This is a genomic window from Thioclava atlantica (genome assembly GCF_000737065.1).
Taxonomy (GTDB): domain Bacteria; phylum Pseudomonadota; class Alphaproteobacteria; order Rhodobacterales; family Rhodobacteraceae; genus Thioclava; species Thioclava atlantica.
This window is the reverse complement of the sequence record NZ_AQRC01000019.1, coordinates 1-17587: the sequence shown is the minus strand read 5'-3', so window position 1 is coordinate 17587 and position 17587 is coordinate 1. Positions and strand designations below refer to the sequence as shown.

The following is a 17587-nucleotide window of genomic DNA, read 5'->3' as shown; positions in this document are numbered from 1 at the left end:
CTGCGGCCCAATGAATTCAAGACCGTTACGCGGTTTTGCGATCACTTCCTCGCTGCGTCTGTACACAGCCGCGGAGGTGTCAGAGCTCAGCTGCCGATGACCTGCGTGACGCCGAGACGGATTATCCAGTCCACCAGCGAGAAGAAGATCGCCGTCAGCGCCGCCATGAAGAGAACCATGCCGGTGGTGAGCAGAACCTCGCGCCGGTTCGGCCAGGACACCTTGCCCGCTTCCGAGCGCACCTGCTGGAGAAACTGGAGGGGGTTTGCCATGCTCGTCATCCCTGTTGGGCGCCTCTTGCAGGCGCCGCCCTGTATCGCGGAATACGCCTCACGGGAGGCGCAACTGCCGCCAGATACGCGCTCATTGACGAGAATTCAAGGCCGTTCGCCCGGCCGGATGCCGAGACCACCAGATCGACGCCGACGGCGACGAGCAATTTCGTTGCGTCGATCAAGCGCCACATCGTAAAAGGGAAACAACTCCAGATTGAAACGGAGCACCCGTTGGCCGCGACTCCCGCCCGTCTCTCTCGTGCCGCGCGCCTGTGGCTGCGCCTTCGCGGGTATCGCGGCGCGCTCGAACGGATCGAAGGCGGCGTGGTCAGTGGCTGGGCGGCGCGGCGCGGAGACCCTGCGCCCCTAGCGATCGAGCTGCATGGTGCGGAGGGGCGGCTGATCTCGGGTCGCGCGGATGCCTTCCGGGCCGATCTCACCGCAGCCGGTATCGGAGAGGGGCGCCACGCTTTCGCGCTGCCCGTCCCGCCGGCACTTTGGGACGCAAGCGGGGAGATCACGCTGCGGATTGCGGGCCACACGCTCGACCTCGCGCAGCTGAACTTGCCGGGCCGCGCCGTCTCGAGTGCGCCCCCTTCCCCCGATGCGCTCGCGCGCCATCTCTTCGGGCCGCTCCTCCGGCTGCGCGCGGCCCTTCCCGCCACCGACGCCGCGCCGCCGCTACGTCCCCACCAGGCGCTTTTCGCGCAATCGGGCGCGGTGGCGGATGCTCTGCCCTCCCCGCTTTTCGCCTACACGGATTTCATACGGCACCGCGAGAATGTCGCGGAGCATTTTCCGCACCCAGAGGCACCGCACGAAACCGACGCCTTCCTGCGCTGGTACCTGGCCGATTACGGCGCACGCCGGAAAGGGGTGCAGCTTCCAATGACGCGGGAGGCGATCGACTGGCTCAATACCAAAGTGGACGGGCTGAGCCGCGCGATGCGGATCTTCGGCCTTTCGGGCTCCGAGCCGGAGAAGGATCTCTGCCGCTGGAGCGCCGAGATCGCCCCCGCTCTCGGGGTCGGCGACTGCCTCGTTCCGGAGACCGCCCGGGCGCGCCTCTCGCGCCCCCTCGCCTCCGAGCCCTGGCCGCTCACGCCGTTCACCGCGCATCTGCACGCCACGACGCCCGCGCTGCGCAATCTCGATCCGGGTTCCGAGGCGGATCGGCAGAGGCTCGTCCTCAGCGTGGTGCTTCTCGCACTCGAGCATCCGGAATTCCTCGGCTACCTACCGAATGGCGCGGCGGAGCAACTCCTGGACAGCGGCGCGCTCTCGGCCTTCGTGCAAAGCCTGCGCCCCGGCCCGCTCGTCTCGCGCGATCAATACGCCGCCGCCCTGCGCCGCGAAGGCTTCGATCTCGATCGCAAGGAGTTCCTGCGCAGCGCCGAGGGCCACCGGATCGAGGCCGCGCGTCGCCCACGACCGACCGGCCCCCGCGTCGACATCCAGATCCTCGGCCCGTTTCGCAAAGCCGCTGGGCTCGGCCAATCGACGCGGCTGTCCCACCACATCCTGCAGCATTGCGACTACAGCCTGAACGCCGTCGATTACAGCCGTGACAATCCCGCGCCATCCGGCGCCGGCGCTCCCGTCACGCTCGGCGCGCCGCGGCCCGCCCGCATCAACCTCCTCCATCTCAATGCCGAGGCGGTTCCCGATGCCTTCGCCTTCGAGCCCGACATCTTCTCGGGCGCCTATAATATCGCCTATGTCTATTGGGAACTCGACAGCCCCGCCCTGTGCCATCAGCTCGCGCTCGAACTGGTCGATGAGATCTGGGTTTCAAGCGACTATTGCGCGCAGACCTATCGCGGCGCGACATCGAAACCCGTCACCAATGTCGGGATGTGCTTCCAGCCCCCGCCGGAAATCGACCGCGACGCGGCACGTCGCGCCTTGCATCGCCAACTCGGCGTGGGGACACCCCCCTTCACCTTCCTCGCAAGCTTCGACAGCTTTTCCTACCTGCAACGCAAGAACCCGCTCGGAACGCTGCGCGCCTTCTCCGCGGCGTTTCCGACCGAGCAAACCGTCCGCCTCGTCATCAAGACCCAGAACCGTCAACGAGTGAGCGACCCCGCGCAAGCCGCGCTCTGGGCCGAGATCGACCAAAGGATCGCCGCCGATCCGCGGATCACACTGATCGACGAGACGCTCGCCTACGGTGGTGTTCTCGAGCTCATGGCCGGGGCGGATTGCTATGCTTCGCTGCACCGCTCGGAAGGCTGGGGGTTCGGGATGCTCGAGGGGATGGCGCTTGGCGTTCCGGTTCTCTGCACCGGCTATTCCGGCAATCTCGAGTTCTGCGACGAGGAGACCGCCTGGCTCGTTCCGGCGCGATCCGTGGAACCCGGCCCGCAGGATTACATCTTCGTGACCCCCGGCCAGCATTGGGGGGAGCCGGATCACGCCGCCGCCGTCGCGCAGATGCGCGCGGTTCGGAGCGACGCGGCAGCCCGCATGCAAAAAGCGGCGCGAGCCCGGGAGCGGGTGCGCCGCGATTTTTCCGTCGCCGCGATCGCGCGCCGCTACGACGCGCGGCTCAAGGAGATTTTCGCCGCGCTCGCATCAAACCCGGGTGAGAACACGTCGGCTCGGTGATCAGGCCCAGCGACCGATCGCCGTGACCGACACTTCGCAGCTCTCGCCCGCGGCGAACACATTCCCGGTCGCGGCATAGATCGCCGCGCGCGCACCGCTCGCCGCGACACCTTCGAAACCCGCAAACGAGATCCCCCCGGCGCCGATCGTGCTCCCGGCCACGAGACTATCGGCATCGACCGCGATCGAGAGAGTGGGGGCGGACGCGAAATCGACAGGGAAGGCCCAGTCGAGCTTGAGCGCCCAATCGGCATCGTAGCCAAGAACCAGCGTGGCGGTGCAGATCTGCGTGCCATCGGCGAAGCGCACATAGTCACCGCCCGCGCCGCTGCCGCGTTCGATCACAGCCCCGGTCGATACGCCCCCAACCTGCGCCACCGTACCGACAACACCGGAGCCGGTCAGCGCCCCCTCGATCGCCGCGCCTTGCGGCATCACCACCCGGCCGGTGGCCCCTTCCATGCGCAGCCCTTCGGCCCAGGACGCACCGTCCGCGCTCGCCTTGATCGCGAAATCGTCGCTGCCCGCGAGCCCCATCTCGGCGCGGCCCGACCAGTTCGACTGGAAAAGGAGGCTCGCCGTCTCCGAGCTCGCAGCCTTGTTCACCTTGAGCTGGTGCCCCGCGCCCGAATGGCTCAGCAGCGTCGCCGGAGCGGAAACCGACAAGCGGTTGCTCGGATCATAGACGGTCGCGATCCCGAGTCCGGGAAGGTTGTTCATCTCGGGCACAGGCGCCGCCGCCCAGCCCCCGGCAGAAAAAACGAGCTCCGCCATTTCGTCGAGCACGAGCGTGCGCCACCCCTCGCGCGGGGAAAGGAACTGCCAGGCCTGCGCGGCCCAGACCGCGAGAGCCCCCTCTCCCTGTCCCGCCCACGCCCCGGTCGCATTCGCGGGCACGAGATAGCGCGCACCTTCCACCGGTCCGAGCGGCGCCTCCGTCAGGCTGCGCGAGAGAACCGCAAGCTGCACGAGCGTATCGAGGATCTGAAGCGCTTCGTTATGGGTGACATGCTTTTGCGCCTGGCTGCCGAGGATGTAAGGCAGCGCCAAATTCGCGGAGAGATCAGACATCGAGATTTCCTGCGCTGAGAGACGATGGCCCGGGACGATAGGCCAGCAGGGTTAACGGCCTCTGCGACGCGCGCGCGCTCCGCGCCGGTACTTTGCCCGGATCTGCGGTTGCGCCGATTTTCACCCCGACCTAATCTCCATTTGTCATTCTTCAGGAACGATTTCATGCCTCCGAAATTCGGAACCAGCGGCCTGCGCGGGCTCGTGACGGACCTCACCGACGATTTCATTACCGATTACAGCCGGGCCTTTCTCGATGCCTGCCCGCATGGCGGTGCGGTGCATGTGGGCTGGGATCTGCGCCCCTCATCTCCGGGCATCGCCGAGATCGTGATCGCCGCCATCCGCGCGGCCGGCATCACGGCAATCCGCGAGGGCGCGCTGCCGACCCCCGCGCTCGCGCTGGCCGCAATGGGTGCGGACCACGCCGCGATCATGGTCACCGGCAGCCACATCCCCGCCGATCGCAACGGTCTGAAATTCTACGTCCCCCGCGGTGAGATCACCAAAGCGGACGAGACAGAGATCCTGTCGCGGCTCGGGCAGAACTGGCCCCATGCCTCCTCAAACGGCGCGCTTTGCAACGGGCAGGACAGCGCCGCGCGCTACATCGCGCGCTATACCGAGACCTTCGGATCAAAGGCGCTCGAAGGGATGCGCATCGGAATTTACGAGCACAGCTCGGTTGCGCGCGACATCCTCGGGGAGGCGATGCGCGCCCTCGGCGCGACGGCCATTCCGCTCGCGCGGACCGAAACCTTCATTCCTGTGGACACGGAGGCAGTCGATCCCGGCACCCGCGAAAACCTCGCGAAGTGGTGTGCCGAGCACGACCTCGACGCGCTGATCTCGACCGATGGCGATGCCGATCGACCGATGGTCGTCGACGGGAAGGGCGCGATCGTGCCCGGGGACGTCCTCGGAGCGGTGACCGCGCGCGAGCTTGGCGCGAAGGTGATTTGCACGCCGATTTCGGCCAACACGATGATCGAGACGATGGCCGATTTCGACCGGATCATCCGCACGAGGATCGGCTCGCCCTTCGTGATCGCGGCGATGGAGCAAGCGCTGGCCGAGGCCCCCCAGGCGCGGGTGGTCGGCTATGAGCCCAATGGCGGCTTCCTTCTGGGATTTCTTGCGAAAGGTCCGAGCGGCGAGATTGCGCCGCTGCTTACCCGCGATTGCCTGCTCCCCATTGTAGCGCCCCTTGCTGCCGCGCGCCGCGCCGGGCAGAGCCTGTCCGGCCTAATCGCGAGCCTGCCCGCCCGCTTTACCGCCGCCGATCGGCTGAGCGACATCCCGCCCGAGCGCTCGCGTGCCCTGATCGAGAGCCTGAGCACAGATACGGCCGCATGTGCGGAATTCTTCGACGCGTCAGGTGCAATCGAGAGTATCGACCGGACCGACGGCCTGCGCGTGCGTTTCGAGACCGGCGAGATCGTGCATCTGCGCCCCTCCGGCAACGCGCCGGAATTCCGCTGCTATTGCGAGGCCTCGAGTTCTGATCGCGCCCACACCCTTCTCGCCGAATATCTCGGGAAACTACAGTTTCGGCTCGGCTGACCTCAGATCTCGATCATGCTGTCGGTGAACATGCCCAGATCGACATCGACGAATTCGATCGTCACCCCGAGGTCGTTGAAGATCACCTCGTCGCCCTGCTTGCTCAGATGGCTCCGGAGCTCGTCGGCGGAACTGTAATTGAACCCCTCGAAATTCAGCTGATCCCAGGGCTCGAGATCGATCACCACGTGATGGCCGCCCTCGTCGGCCCGGAAGACGAACTGATCGGCCATGATCCCGCCCTGCAACAGGTTGTATCCCGCGCCCCCGTCGAGCACGTCCTCGAAGCCGAGCGAGCGGAACCAGTCGATCTGGCTTTGCGCGGATTGCACGATCAGCTCGGGGCTTTGAGCGAGGGAGGCAACTACCCCCTCGCGCGTGTAATCGCCAGCGGTGAGGCGCTCGAGCCACCAGCTGAGACCGCCACTGTCGGGCTCGCGCCCGAGGACGTTCTGGTACAGGAGCGTGATGAAACCCTCATCGTCGAGATCGCCATAGGTGGTACGGAATTCCGGCGAGTTCACGAACCCGGCGACCATATCGAGGAAGTTCATTCCCTCCGCTTGCATCTCGCTCCAATAGGTCAGCCCCCCGAGATTGGGCTCGCGACCGAGGGTGGCCTGATAGAGACGAAACACATCGTCGGTGAAATCGGTCTGCATGCTGGCGCGCGAAACCGAGAGCGTATCGATTGCGGTCATGGAGCGGAATTCACCGCTTTCCGAAAAGCCCAGGACCGCTTCCTCGCGGGTGCAGGCCCCGCTTTCCAACTGACCGAGCCACCAGTTGAGGCCTCCCGCATCCGGGCTCCGGTCCAGCACGTTCTGATAGAGCAGGGTCAGAAACTCGTCGTCACTCGTGTCGTTGTAGAGCGCCTGGAACTCGGGAGAATTGATGAACCGTTCCGCGACCTGCTGCAGGTCGAGCGTCCCATTGCTCAGCAGATCGGCCCAGTAGGCCAGCCCGTTCGTGTCGGGGGCCCGGTCGAGCGTCGCCTTGTAGACCCGGTACACCTGGGCGGCGAACGGATCGAAACCACGGTCGATGCGTCCGCCATTGAGCAGGTCATCGCCACCCAGGCCCTGCAGGATATCCGCCCCGTCATTCCCGACGAGCGTGTCGTTGCCCCCGCGCCCGTCGATGAAATCGGCCTGATGGCGACCCTCGCGATGGATATTGCCGGTCTCGGGCGGATTGATCACGCCATGCCACATGTCGCGCAGATCGCCGGTCTGGAAATCCTCCGCGCTCAGGCTGCGCCCGTCCGCGCTCTGCACGAAGACGCGTTCGTCTCCGATGCGGATCTCGGCCCCCGTCGCGGTGGAGGTAATGTCGAGCGCGTCCTTGGTGTAGAACCAGGCCATGCTCGACATGTCGAGCCGGTCGGTACCGGGCTCGTAATCCATGATCCAGTCGGTGCGACCATCCGCATCGAGCACGAAGACATCCTTGCCCGCCCCGCCCCAGAGCGAATCCGAGCCCGCTCCATCCTGAAGAATATCTGCGCCGGCGCCGCCGCTGATCCGGTCATCCCCGGCGCCGCCACTGATCTGGTCGTTCTCGTCTCCTCCCGTGGCCTGCGCGCCCCCATCGGCCAGCTGGAGCGCCAGCCCCGCAGGCCCCAGCTCGACACGCAGCTGGGTAAGCCCCGTGCCTTCGAGGCTCTGCTCGGGGGGGACATCTCCCACGACGAAGAGATCGAGCCCCGTCGCATCGGCGATGATCGCCGCCGCGCGCGGATCGGCCAAGGCGGTCTCGAGCCCGTCGGCGATCGTCCCGATCTGCACCAGCCGCCCCGCTGGCAGAAGCGTCAGCAGGCTCACCCCGTCATCGGCGCCGCCCGCAAGCACATAGGTCTGATCCCCCATCGCGACGGTCTCGAGCATGGTGACGCCGGAGAAGCGCGTGGCAAGATCGTCGTTGATCTGGTCGGTCACGCTCATCGCGCCCCCCGCCCCGAGCTTGACGACGGAGATCGAGCTCGTTCCCGCCGCACCGAGAAGCGCGTAGGACTGCCCCCCGACCGTCGCCGTCTCGAGTGAATTCGGCGTATCGATATAGAGACCGTCGCGCCGGTCGACATGTCCCACCGGCGTGAGCTGTCCGTCCGGATCAACCGAGAGGCTCGTCAGGCTGTTTTCGCTGGCGGATGCGGCGAGGATGAAGTTCTGGCCTCCGATCTCGACCGCGCTCATCGCGTGAATGTCGTTCGCGGCCCAGATTTCCCCCGATGGGCCCTGCGGGATCGCACTGATCGCACCGCCCGAGCCGATTTCCCAGACATGAAGCCCCGGCTCCTGTTGCAGCGCGCCCACCAGAAATTGCCGCCCCCCGAGGTCGAGCGACGTAATCGAGAGGACCGCGCCGGACGCGACCGCGCCGGGCAGAGTGAAAACGTCGCTGATGCCGCCCTGCGCCTGACCTTGCCAGACCGCCTGAAACGCTCCGGTCGCGCTGCCGGTGATCAGCAGCGCCGGACTGCCGTCGATCGTGATCCGGGTCAGCTGTCCTGGTGCGTCGAGCCCCGCGGTTTCGAACAAATAGGCGGTATCGTTCGTGGCGAGGCCGTCATCGGGCAGATATTGCCGGATCCCGCCCGGCGCACGCGAAATCGTGTAGAGTTTCGGACCGTCGGCCTCCTGAACCAGAAGCAGGTCCGATATCGACGCCATGAAGCCTTCCGGCCCGTCGACCTGCGTCATGATCGGTGTGATCTGCGCCATAGGCTTCGCAAGCTCCGCTGGGTTTCCGACGCCCACCCTCGCCGATCGGCCCGCAACCGAAAGGATCGGATCATGGCGCAGATGCGGCTTTCGCTGAGAGTTTTTCTCAAATTCAGCCGGTCGCGGCCCGCGCCGACCCCGCCATGTTGCGTTCATGCTGGGCAATCGCGGCTTCGACGTCGCCGAAGAGCGTCAGTCGCCCAGCCTCGAGCACGGCGGCGGCATCACACAATTCACGCACCTGCGACATCGAATGGGTCACCATGATGGCCCCGGCATGGGCCATGCGTGCGCGAAACAGCTCCGCACTCTTCTGGCGGAAAGCGGCGTCGCCTACCGCCGTGATCTCGTCGACGAGATAGGTATCGAATCCGATCCCCATCGACACGCCGAAAGCCAGACGCGAGCGCATCCCCGAGGAATAGGTGCGCAGGGGCATTCGGAAATGGGCGCCAAGCTCCGCGAACGCCTCCACGAAACCGACAAGATCATCGGTGTCGACACCGTAGATCCGCGCGACGAACCTGCAGTTCTGGGCGCCCGTGAGATCGTTGTGAAACGACCCCGCGAAGCCCACCGGGAAGGAGACCGTGCCCTGCGTGACCACCCTGCCGCTCGACGGGGCTACGGTCCCCGCGATCATCTGGAGAAGCGTGGATTTTCCCGCCCCGTTTCGCCCCAGCAGCGCGATCGCGCGGCCGGGTGGAAAACTCGCGCAGATATCGTCGGCGACGCGTTTCACGCCGGTCCCTGCGCGGAAGGATTTGCTCAGGTGATGCAGACGGATCATCGGCGCCGCCTCAGCGCCGATCCTTGATCGAATAGCCCGCCAGAGCGCCGATCGCCCAGAGGAGGAAGAGCGTGCCGACCGTCATCAGAAGCAGCATGATCCTTCGCGGATATTCGGCGCTCTGGGCGAAGGTCGGTTCCATATAGGCCGCGAGATAGCGGCTCTTGCGGCGCGCCTCCGCGACCGCGGCATCGTAATTCGCGAGCGTTGCGGCATAGGCGCGCTCCGCAAAATCCCGCTCCGCCATCAACTTCTCGAACTCGCCCACGATATCGGCATAGGCCTGCGCCTCCTGCCCCCCCTCCCGCGCGCCCAGCTTTTCGCGTTCGGCGCGGATGCGGTCCTCGATCACGGAAAGCCGCCGCTGCGCTTGCCGCAGCCGCGGGTCGGAATTGCCACGGATCATGCCGCGCAACAGATCGATCTCGATCATCACCTGCGCCTGCTGTTCGTGGAGAGTCCCGAGGATACCCGCCTGGCTTTGCAACTCCATCTCGGGGCTGATCAACTGGTGGGCATTGCGAAACGCGGTGAGGCGCGTCCGCGCGCCCTTCAGCCGGTCTTCGGCGCGCCCGAGCTCGTCCCGCGCGTACCCGATCGCATCCTCGCGGGCGATCGCGCTGAGCCGGTTGATCATCTCCGAGCTCGCCGTAAGGAGCGCCTGCGCGATCCTCCGGGCTTCGACGGGGTTGAAAGCCCGGACCTCGATATTGAGGAGCCCCGCGCCGCTCCCGTGACCGACCCGAACCATCCGGCGCCAATACTCGGCCAGATCCTCGATCGGAACCTCGGGCGCAAGGCCGAACACGACATCCTCGGAGGCCCTTCCCCAGATCGACCGCAGATCGACCCGCCTGTCGAGTTCGGCGACCAGTTCCTGACTGTGAATGAACTCGAAGAGGAGGTCGGTATCGCTCGAACTGTTGCCCGACAGGCTCGACAAGCCCCCCAGCAAATCGGCGCCGGCGCTCGGCTCCTCCCGCTGAACGGTGAAGCCGAGGCGCGAGACATACTGATCGGCCGCCCGCTTCCAAAGGTAGGCCCCCGCCCCGCCGGACGGAAGAACAACCACGAGAAGAAAGCTCAGCAGAACGAGCTTGTGCCGAAACCGCCTGAATCCTGCCCGCGCCGGAGCGGCGAACTGCCTCGTCGGCGTGTCGGGCTGCGCAGGGCCGGCAGGCGCCCCGGGCGCGCGCGGCACGGCGGGGTCCGTACCGCCCTCACGCAGGGGATGGATGTTGTTCGAAGCGCCCTCCATGGAAAGGCCTTCCTCCTTGTTTTTGCGGGCCATCCGCCGCAAGATCAGCGTCAGAGTCGGCTCGGCCAGATCCTCGTTCGAGGTCATTAAAGACGATCCGGATTGCGGTTAGGTTAAGAGAGAACGACGGCATGGCGCGCCCTCCATCCCCCGCTTCGGAAGCTCCCCCACGCGCCCGCGTCCGGCGCGCGCGTCCCGCCTTGCGCGCCATCCTGGCTCTGGTCCTGCGCGAAATGTCTGCAACCTATGGACGATCTCCGGGCGGATATGTCTGGGCGATTCTCGAGCCGATCGGCGGCATCGCGCTGCTCTCCCTTGTCTTTGCCCTGACCTTTCACGCCCCCCCGCTCGGAGTGAATTTCCCCCTCTTCTACGCGACGGGCCTGCTGCCCTTCATGCTGTTCTCGGACGTTCAGGGTAAGGTCGCCAATGCGCTGAATTATTCCCGAGCGCTGTTGGCCTATCCTGCGGTGAATTTTCTGGACGCGCTGATCGCGCGGTTCGCACTCAACACCTTGACGAAGATCGTCGTCTCCTACGTCGTGCTGGGCGGATGCATCCTCCTGTTCGAGACCCGCACCACGCCCGATCCCGTCATCATCCTCGAGGCTTACGGGCTCGCAGCGCTCCTTGCGCTCGGCGTCGGCGTTCTCAACGCCTATCTGTTTTTGCGCTTCCCGCTCTGGCAGCACGTCTGGTCGATCATCATGCGACCGATGTTCCTGATTTCGGGCATCTTCTTCCTGATCGACAGCCTTCCGCGCTGGATTGCGGACTGGCTCTGGTTCAACCCGCTCATCCACGTCATCGGGCGGCTGCGCGCGGGTTTCTATGGCACGTACCGACCAGACTACATTTCCCAGCCCTACGTGGTCGGGGTCGCGCTCGTCTGTCTTTTGCTCGGCCTCCTCTTTCTCGGACGCACTTACCGAGACCTTCTGGCCCGCTAGGGCTGGAGCGCAAGGATGGCCGCCGCGCGGGCATTGAGACCGGCGGGCCCGGACCAGGCCCAACGCCGTCGGAGTACGCGGTCGCTTCGGGTCAGCGCCTCGATCCGCGTCGCAACCTCCCTGTCGAGCATCGAAAGAGAACCCGCCTCCTTGGGCGAAGAAACGCGCCGGAGCGTCCTTTCGCCTTCGCTCCGCGCGGCTTTCTCAAGTGCGGCGTCGAGCTCGATCAGGAGCGCATTCAGATCATCGCGGCTGTCGAGAGGGCTCGGCCCGCTCTCGATCTGCGGGAGAAAAGGGCACTCTCGCTGCCAGAGCGGGTCATCGAAGAGCGCCGCACAGATATCGGAAGGCAGGCAGGTTTCGAGCTCCCGGCGGTTGTCGCGGGTCAGCGCGGCGAGGCGGCCCAGATGATGAGGCTCGATGGCCCAGGGCCTTTGCGGGAAGCGATCGGGCAGCCACCGCTGCAGGACGAATTCCAGCGCGGCGTCGTGACCGTCGCGCCGGAAACGACGATTGCGCAGAAGAAAACCGATCAGCGCAGGCGGGGCGGCGCGATGGCGCAATCCGGCAGGGGGCAGGACGATTCCGAAATCCGCGGCGAACTGAGCCACCACATCTCGGGCCGGCGACACATGCAGGCGAAGGTTGGGAATACGCGCCCAGCGACGCAGGTCTGCACCAAAACTGTAGGAGCGGAGACCCCGGCGAAGCCATTCATCGAAACCCGGCCAGGACCAGACCCCCCATTGCCAGAAAGCGGCATTCATCCATGGCAGCGGCGGCCGCAGGTAGACCGCGACCTCGACCGGCGGATAGCCAAGCGCCGAGAGCATCTCGGCGAAGGCGTCGGGGTGGCGGATCCAACCCTCGTTCGACAGGATCGGCACATAGCCCGATTTCCGTCCGCGCATCAGCTCTGCCCTGAACGCTCCGAACAGCGCGCGCGCCGATACTTCACGGCCGAGGTCGGGCCAGGAGGCATAGCCATAGGGCGAAAACGCAGCGGCGCGTTGCAGCCAGTCCCCGCGGTATCGCAGCAGCCGGCCGCGAACCGGTTGCGCAGCGACATAGCGCAGCTCCCTGCCCTGCATATCCGTGAGATCGGGCTGGGCGCTCAGCGCGGCTTGCAAGGCGGAACTCCCGCATTTGGGCGCGCCGAGATGCAGGATCGCGGCCGGGCCGTGCTGCAGGCTCATGCCGCCATCGCTTCGCGCGTCATCGCGCGCAGGAGAGGCGTCAGGTCGCACTCGTCCGAGACGCCGGGACATGGCAGCAGGATGCCTTGCGCGCCTGCCCCGCTGACCGCCTCGGCCTGCGCGCCCAGATCGAAGCAGGCGACCGGCAATCCCGTTGCGAGCGCCTCGTGGGTGGTGAAGGAGAACGTCTCGGGCCAGATCGAAGGGATCAGCCAGCCGGTAATGCCGTAGCGCGAAACGAGGAGCGGCAGATCCTTCGGTTCGTAGCTCCCGTGCACCAGCGCGGGTCGCGCGAGACGATAGTGCGGATCGAGGTTGCCGATCACCACCAGCTGGGCGGCTCCGCTCCGTGCCAAATCATGGCTGAGCCGTGCGACGATGGCAGCGCCTTTCTGTGCGCCGATATTACCGAGCACGCCGATCACCGGCGGTGCGGCGCCAGGCCGGATAGCGGGGCTCCGCAACGCGGCCCCGGATTGCACTTGATGCGGCGAGATGACGATCCGACTTGCCGCCTCTGGCCAGACCTGAGCGACGATGTCGCGCGACGCGCGCGAGAAAACGACAAGCCGCTGCGCTGACGAAATCAGTTCCCCCCAGGCGGCCTGCCACTCATCGAGCCCACCCGGCAAGCCGGCCCATCGATGCGCAGGATCGGCGGCGATGGGCGTGCCGGGCCGGGGTGGGCCGTGATAAAGGCCGTCCTGGCCGAGAAGGCAATAGGAGGGGCTGATCGGGTAATAGTCGTGAAACAGCACTTCCAGTTCCTGCCCCTTGGAGAGCCGCAACAGCATCTTGGGCAGACTGATCGGGTCGGGATCGTTCACGCCGCAGGAATAGACGACGCGTCGTGTGCCTAGGAGCGCCACGAGCCGGGTGATCTGTTCGTCATCGTCACTTCGCGCGACCAGCGTGCCGCAGGCCTGATGCAGTTCCAGTTGCCAGCGGTGGCGCAACCCGACCCGCAACACGACCGCCGAATGTCCGCGCGCAATCTCCTCAGCGATCCGTTCGCGCAGATAGCGCTCCGCCCCGCCTCCGAGCGCATGCCCGAGCCAGAGGCGCACGGGCGCGTCCTGGACCGCCCCTGCCGCCGCGAGCGCGAGGGCCATCCGTGCGGGGGCGAGCGGATCGTCGGACAGGAAACGGGCCAGCGCCGGCTCGTAGCACGGGTGGCGGCGGAGCACCTGAGCGTGGTTGCGCGCGAGCAGCTTCGATTTCCGTTCGACATCGAAAGACTGGGTTCCGCGATGCTCGACGAACAGGTTCCCGATCCCGACATGGCGCCCGCCCAAAACCCCTGCGCGCTGACACCAGTCGGTCTCCTCGCCATAGCCCTTCCCGAAGCACGGATCGAAGGCGGGCAGCCGGGCCAGAAAACGTGGTGAGATCGCCATGCAGAAGCCGATCCCCGTCGGCAGGTCCGCGCGCGTCAGTTCGGGCGTGAGCAGGCGCGCCGCGGCGTCGATCCGGTCGACCGCACCGACAGGCAGGGCGCCGCCGCCGGGGATGGGAACAGAAAGGATCTCGGCATTGTCAGACATCGGCGTCACGCTTGCCACCGCCGGATCGCGCAACGGCGCGATCAGCCGCGATGCCCAGCCTGCGGGCACCAGCGCATCGGAGTTGATCAGGATCACCGAGCGGCCCGGGAATTGCGCGCGTATCCGGGCAAAACCGCGGTTGACCGACCCGACAAAGCCGAGATTCGTCGGGTTCTCGAGCAAAGTGACGCGGGGCGCGCGCGACAAGTCGCGCGCCCAGTTGCGAAGGAAGGGACGGACCTGCGGATCGCTGGATGCGTCCTCGATGAGGATCAGATGCCAGTCGTGATCCGTATGCCGTTCGATCCGGGACAGGGCTTCGCGCAGCAGATCGAGCGCGTTGAAGACCGGCATCACGAGGACGATCTTGGCGGTGCCCCCCTCGCCCCGCGCCGGCGCAGGCAGTACCAGACCGTGCGGCAGCATGCAGGCGGCCACCTGTGGCGCGAGGCCCAAGGCCTCCTTCACGGCCTGACGGGCGACACCATCCCCACGCCACCGCCAGAGCCAGATTTGCGGGGTGAGGCGTATCACCTGAGCTGCGAATCGCAGCCCGAGTCTGAGACGGGCGAGCCGCAACCGCCAGCCCGGCACCTCGGGGAGGAACCGTTCCGTGACCTCGCCTTGCTGCTGCAAGACGAGGACGGGGCGACCACGCGCGTAAGGTATGTAAGGTATGTCGAAGTGGAAAGACTGGCCGAGAGGTTCAGCTCTCGCCGACCAGATCGTCTGCGAACCGATCCGCAATCCGATCTTTTCTACCTTAGCCTTCCCTTCGAGGATCAGGCGGTTGCGGTACAGCTCCGCCCTCTCGATCCGCAGGGGCGATTCGTCCGTCTCGTCCTGCCGGGGCACCGGAAACGAGAGGCGCAGGTTTGCCTCGACGTAACGCCCGAAGATCCTCGCGATCCTGCCCAGCACGGTGCGGCACCCTCTCACGACATGCGAAATGTGGCCCGTTCTCGAACGGGACCAGATCCTGCTTACGCGTGGGACGGTAAATTTTCAGGAAACGGCTGGCAGGGGCAGAGGGACTCGAACCCACGACCCTCGGTTTTGGAGACCGATGCTCTACCAACTGAGCTATACCCCTAGGCCGTGGCGAGGGTGCTAAGCCAGCGCGCGGGTGAAATCAAGAGCGATCTTTCCGATTTCGCCGCGCAGCACACGGCAGAGGCCCGCTTGCGTCCGCCCCTTCAAGAGACCGTGTGGGAACGAAGCCGCGCGGCGCCTCGTTTTCCCTCCACAGCCGCGCATTTTGCCGCGGAATTGGAAAGGAGTTTACGATGCCGAAGATTACTGACGCGAAGATTCTCATCATGGCCACCAACGGCTTCGAGCAATCCGAACTGATGGTCCCGCTCGAGAAGCTCCGCGATGCCGGGGCGCAGGTTCATGTGGCCTCGCTCGACGGCAAGGAGATCAAGGGCTGGGATCACACCGACTGGGGACGCACCGTGCCCGCGGACGCCAAGATCGCCGATGTGGACGCCTCCGATTACGACGCGATCGTCCTGCCCGGCGGTCAGATCAATCCCGACCTCCTGCGCGTCGAGCGCGCCGCCACCGACCTGGTTCGCGCCTTCTTCGATCAGGGCAAGGTCGTGGCCGCGATCTGCCACGCCCCCTGGCTTCTGATCGAAACCGGAATCGCGAAGGGCCGCAAGCTCACCTCCTATCATTCGATCCGCACCGACGTGATCAATGCCGGGGGCGAATGGGCGGACCGCGAGGTCGTCACCGACAAGGGGCTCGTTACCTCACGCAACCCCGACGATCTCGACGCCTTCGTGGCAAAGATCATCGAGGAGGTCAAAGAGGGGCCGCATATGCGCGAGGCGGCGTGACCTAGCGCTTCCTGCGTTTGTTCAAAACGTGGAACACCCCCATCACGGCGAGCTGCGCGAGCACCAGAAGCGCGCAGCTCGCGACCAGATAGGTGAATGCCGTATCCGAATTGAGCCCCGGCATCCCCCCGAGATTGACCCCGAAAAGCCCGGTCAGGAACCCGAGCGGCAGGAAGATCGCGGTGACGACCGAAAGCACGAAGGTGTTGCGGTTGACCCGGTCCGAAAGCTGGCTCGAGAGCTCCTCGCGCAGAACCTGCGCCTGATCGCGCAACTCCTCCATGTCTTCGGCGATCCGCGTCATCTTCTGCGCCTCTTCCTCGATCTCGCGCCGGGTGACCTCGTCGATGACCGGACTGGCGGCCTGCGAGACCCGTAACAGGGCGTCGCGATGGGGCACCAGATACCGCCGCGCCGCGATCACCTGGAGCCGCAAATCGAGAACGTCGCGACGCATGTGGTCTCCGCGCCCGCCATAGACCTGATCCTCCAGCCGCTCCGCGCATTCGTCGAGCTCGCTCTGGAACGCCCCGATATTGGCGACGATATCCTCGGTGATCCGCGCGAGGAACGTCCCGGGATCGGTGGGTCCTCCGCCCTTGCGCAACCGCTCGTCCATCCATTCGATCGCGCGGACCCGTTTGCGCGAGATCGTCAGGATTCTCTGCATGTCGAGATACATGCGCAGCGAGACCATGTCCTCGGGGTTTTCGCCGGCATTGAAGTTGATCGCGCGCTGGATCACCAGAAGGCCATCGCCCACGACGCTCATCCGGGGCCGCGTATCGACATCGAGCAGCGCCTCGACCGCCTGCGGGTCGAGATAATCGAGCTCCTTGCGGATCCATTGCTGCGCTTTCGGGTGGGTCCCGTCGAGATGCGCCCAGGCGAGCCGCTCATCGCGCAGGGCTTCGACGATATCAACCGGGCCTTCGGGGTCGGGGACGCCTGAAAGCAGATGGGAAATCAGGATCGGGCTGTCGGTCATCACGGCTCGTTGAGTGGGATCGGGGTCGCTCACAGCCTAGCGCACAGACCGGGCGGGGCAAGCCCGCTCGGTGCGGTCGCTCCGCCCGAGAAAGGACAACCGCATCCGCGGCAAACCGCCCCGTCCAGCAATGAGATGATCCCGTTACTGCTCCTGAAGGGACGCGATATAGTCGATGAGCGCAAGGATACGGCCCCGAACGAAGGCCCGTTCGTCCTCTGCCGTGCCGAATGGCCCGACCATCGAGGGCGCGTTCACCCGGTAGCGGAACCCCCAGGCGGGCATTTCCTGCGAGCCATGCGCGCCGGTGATGCCGTCCCCGGCGATCAGGGCGTAGACTTTCGAAACCGGAAAGACCTCGCCATTATCCGCCTGCAGTCGCGTCAGGTCCGGAGCGCCGTTCTTCAGCACCACCGCCATCGGACCGTCGCCCTTTCCCGCGGGGCCGTGACATTGCACGCAGCTGTTTTCGTATTCGATTTGACCGATCGTCATAGGATCCGCCGCCCAGGCTCCGCCTGCACATGCCAAACCCAGCACGACCGTTGCCGCCATCCCCCGGTTCATGATGCTCCTCCTCCGATGCCACGCCACGCGAACTCCCATTGGAGCGGAGCGGCAGCAAAGCGCATTGACGCGCATCAACGGGTGAGGGCGCAAAGCAAAAGGGCCGCTCGTGCGAGCGGCCCTTTCCGTCACGATGTGATCGCGATCACTCGATGATTTTGGACACGACGCCGGCGCCGACGGTGCGGCCGCCTTCGCGGATGGC

General features: G+C 65.9%; 13 protein-coding genes and 1 tRNA gene. 4 read left to right on the top strand and 10 right to left on the bottom strand.

All coding sequences use genetic code 11. From position 1 onward, the window contains the following. Nucleotides 1-86: 86 nt before the first annotated feature. Nucleotides 87-272, bottom strand: coding sequence for a preprotein translocase subunit SecE (secE, locus tag DW2_RS17745; RefSeq protein ID WP_038148658.1), 186 nt, complete (start codon nucleotides 270-272; stop codon nucleotides 87-89). Nucleotides 273-506: 234 nt separating this feature from the next. On the opposite strand from secE, the gene DW2_RS19185 reads away from it, so the two are divergent. Next, nucleotides 507-2885 carry a glycosyltransferase gene (locus DW2_RS19185; protein WP_051856403.1) on the top strand — a complete coding sequence of 793 codons (2379 nt, stop codon included), beginning with the start codon at nucleotides 507-509 and terminating at the stop codon, nucleotides 2883-2885. On the opposite strand, the gene DW2_RS17735 is transcribed toward DW2_RS19185, so the two are convergent. After that, complete coding sequence (locus DW2_RS17735; protein WP_051856402.1) at nucleotides 2886-3956, bottom strand: DUF2793 domain-containing protein; 1071 nt, start codon at nucleotides 3954-3956, stop codon at nucleotides 2886-2888. It lies immediately after the preceding gene. 165 nt (nucleotides 3957-4121) lie between these two features. On the opposite strand from DW2_RS17735, the gene DW2_RS17730 reads away from it, so the two are divergent. Next, the gene (locus tag DW2_RS17730) at nucleotides 4122-5519 is read left to right on the top strand and encodes a phosphomannomutase (RefSeq protein ID WP_038148627.1); all 1398 of its coding nucleotides are present in this window, start codon (nucleotides 4122-4124) and stop codon (nucleotides 5517-5519) included. Between the two features lie 2 nt (nucleotides 5520-5521). Here DW2_RS17730 and DW2_RS17725 read toward each other — a convergent pair whose 3' ends face one another. From DW2_RS17725 to DW2_RS17715, 3 genes are all read right to left on the bottom strand, one after another. After that, nucleotides 5522-8242, bottom strand: coding sequence for a DUF4214 domain-containing protein (locus DW2_RS17725; protein ID WP_038148625.1), 2721 nt, complete (start codon nucleotides 8240-8242; stop codon nucleotides 5522-5524). A 112-nt stretch (nucleotides 8243-8354) separates the two neighbouring features. Beyond that, nucleotides 8355-9032, bottom strand: a complete 678-nt coding sequence (locus DW2_RS17720; RefSeq protein ID WP_038148623.1) for an ABC transporter ATP-binding protein — start codon at nucleotides 9030-9032, stop codon at nucleotides 8355-8357. Nucleotides 9033-9042: 10 nt separating this feature from the next. Next, nucleotides 9043-10377, bottom strand: a complete 1335-nt coding sequence (locus DW2_RS17715; protein WP_051856399.1) for a KpsE/RkpR family capsule polysaccharide export protein — start codon at nucleotides 10375-10377, stop codon at nucleotides 9043-9045. Nucleotides 10378-10421: 44 nt separating this feature from the next. Between DW2_RS17715 and DW2_RS17710 the strand changes: the two genes are divergently transcribed. Then, complete coding sequence (locus tag DW2_RS17710; protein ID WP_081875056.1) at nucleotides 10422-11240, top strand: ABC transporter permease; 819 nt, start codon at nucleotides 10422-10424, stop codon at nucleotides 11238-11240. Here the strand turns inward: DW2_RS17710 and DW2_RS17705 are convergent. The 3 genes from DW2_RS17705 to DW2_RS17695 form a co-directional block, all read right to left on the bottom strand. Next, nucleotides 11237-12436, bottom strand: coding sequence for a hypothetical protein (locus DW2_RS17705; RefSeq protein ID WP_038148619.1), 1200 nt, complete (start codon nucleotides 12434-12436; stop codon nucleotides 11237-11239). The genes DW2_RS17710 and DW2_RS17705 overlap by 4 nt on opposite strands. Further along, nucleotides 12433-14901 carry a glycosyltransferase gene (locus DW2_RS17700; RefSeq protein WP_051856395.1) on the bottom strand — a complete coding sequence of 823 codons (2469 nt, stop codon included), beginning with the start codon at nucleotides 14899-14901 and terminating at the stop codon, nucleotides 12433-12435. Before DW2_RS17700 ends, DW2_RS17705 begins: the two co-directional genes overlap by 4 nt. Nucleotides 14902-14997: 96 nt before the next feature. Beyond that, a tRNA-Trp gene (locus tag DW2_RS17695) sits at nucleotides 14998-15073 on the bottom strand. 193 nt (nucleotides 15074-15266) lie between these two features. Here DW2_RS17695 and DW2_RS17690 point away from each other — a divergent pair. Further along, nucleotides 15267-15827, top strand: a complete 561-nt coding sequence (locus tag DW2_RS17690; protein WP_038148617.1) for a type 1 glutamine amidotransferase domain-containing protein — start codon at nucleotides 15267-15269, stop codon at nucleotides 15825-15827. A gap of 1 nt (nucleotide 15828) precedes the next feature. Here the strand turns inward: DW2_RS17690 and DW2_RS17685 are convergent, their stop codons facing one another. After that, nucleotides 15829-16815 carry a zinc transporter ZntB gene (locus tag DW2_RS17685; RefSeq protein ID WP_038148616.1) on the bottom strand — a complete coding sequence of 329 codons (987 nt, stop codon included), beginning with the start codon at nucleotides 16813-16815 and terminating at the stop codon, nucleotides 15829-15831. 144 nt (nucleotides 16816-16959) lie between these two features. Further along, nucleotides 16960-17310 carry a c-type cytochrome gene (locus DW2_RS17680; protein WP_051856392.1) on the bottom strand — a complete coding sequence of 117 codons (351 nt, stop codon included), beginning with the start codon at nucleotides 17308-17310 and terminating at the stop codon, nucleotides 16960-16962. Nucleotides 17311-17587: the final 277 nt, after the last annotated feature.

Bases quoted from the DNA above. Each gene is read 5' to 3' on its own strand.
- DW2_RS17720 (WP_038148623.1), bottom strand. From the start codon at position 9,032: ATGATCCGTCTGCATCACCTGAGCAAATCCTTCCGCGCAGGGACCGGC.
- DW2_RS17715 (WP_051856399.1), bottom strand. From the start codon at position 10,377: ATGACCTCGAACGAGGATCTGGCCGAGCCGACTCTGACGCTGATCTTG.
- DW2_RS17690 (WP_038148617.1), top strand. From the start codon at position 15,267: ATGCCGAAGATTACTGACGCGAAGATTCTCATCATGGCCACCAACGGC.
- DW2_RS17710 (WP_081875056.1), top strand. From the start codon at position 10,422: ATGGCGCGCCCTCCATCCCCCGCTTCGGAAGCTCCCCCACGCGCCCGC.
- DW2_RS17685 (WP_038148616.1), bottom strand. From the start codon at position 16,815: ATGACCGACAGCCCGATCCTGATTTCCCATCTGCTTTCAGGCGTCCCC.
- secE (WP_038148658.1), bottom strand. From the start codon at position 272: ATGGCAAACCCCCTCCAGTTTCTCCAGCAGGTGCGCTCGGAAGCGGGC.
- DW2_RS17735 (WP_051856402.1), bottom strand. From the start codon at position 3,956: ATGTCTGATCTCTCCGCGAATTTGGCGCTGCCTTACATCCTCGGCAGC.
- DW2_RS17725 (WP_038148625.1), bottom strand. From the start codon at position 8,242: ATGGCGCAGATCACACCGATCATGACGCAGGTCGACGGGCCGGAAGGC.
- DW2_RS17680 (WP_051856392.1), bottom strand. From the start codon at position 17,310: ATGACGATCGGTCAAATCGAATACGAAAACAGCTGCGTGCAATGTCAC.
- DW2_RS17705 (WP_038148619.1), bottom strand. From the start codon at position 12,436: ATGAGCCTGCAGCACGGCCCGGCCGCGATCCTGCATCTCGGCGCGCCC.
- DW2_RS17730 (WP_038148627.1), top strand. From the start codon at position 4,122: ATGCCTCCGAAATTCGGAACCAGCGGCCTGCGCGGGCTCGTGACGGAC.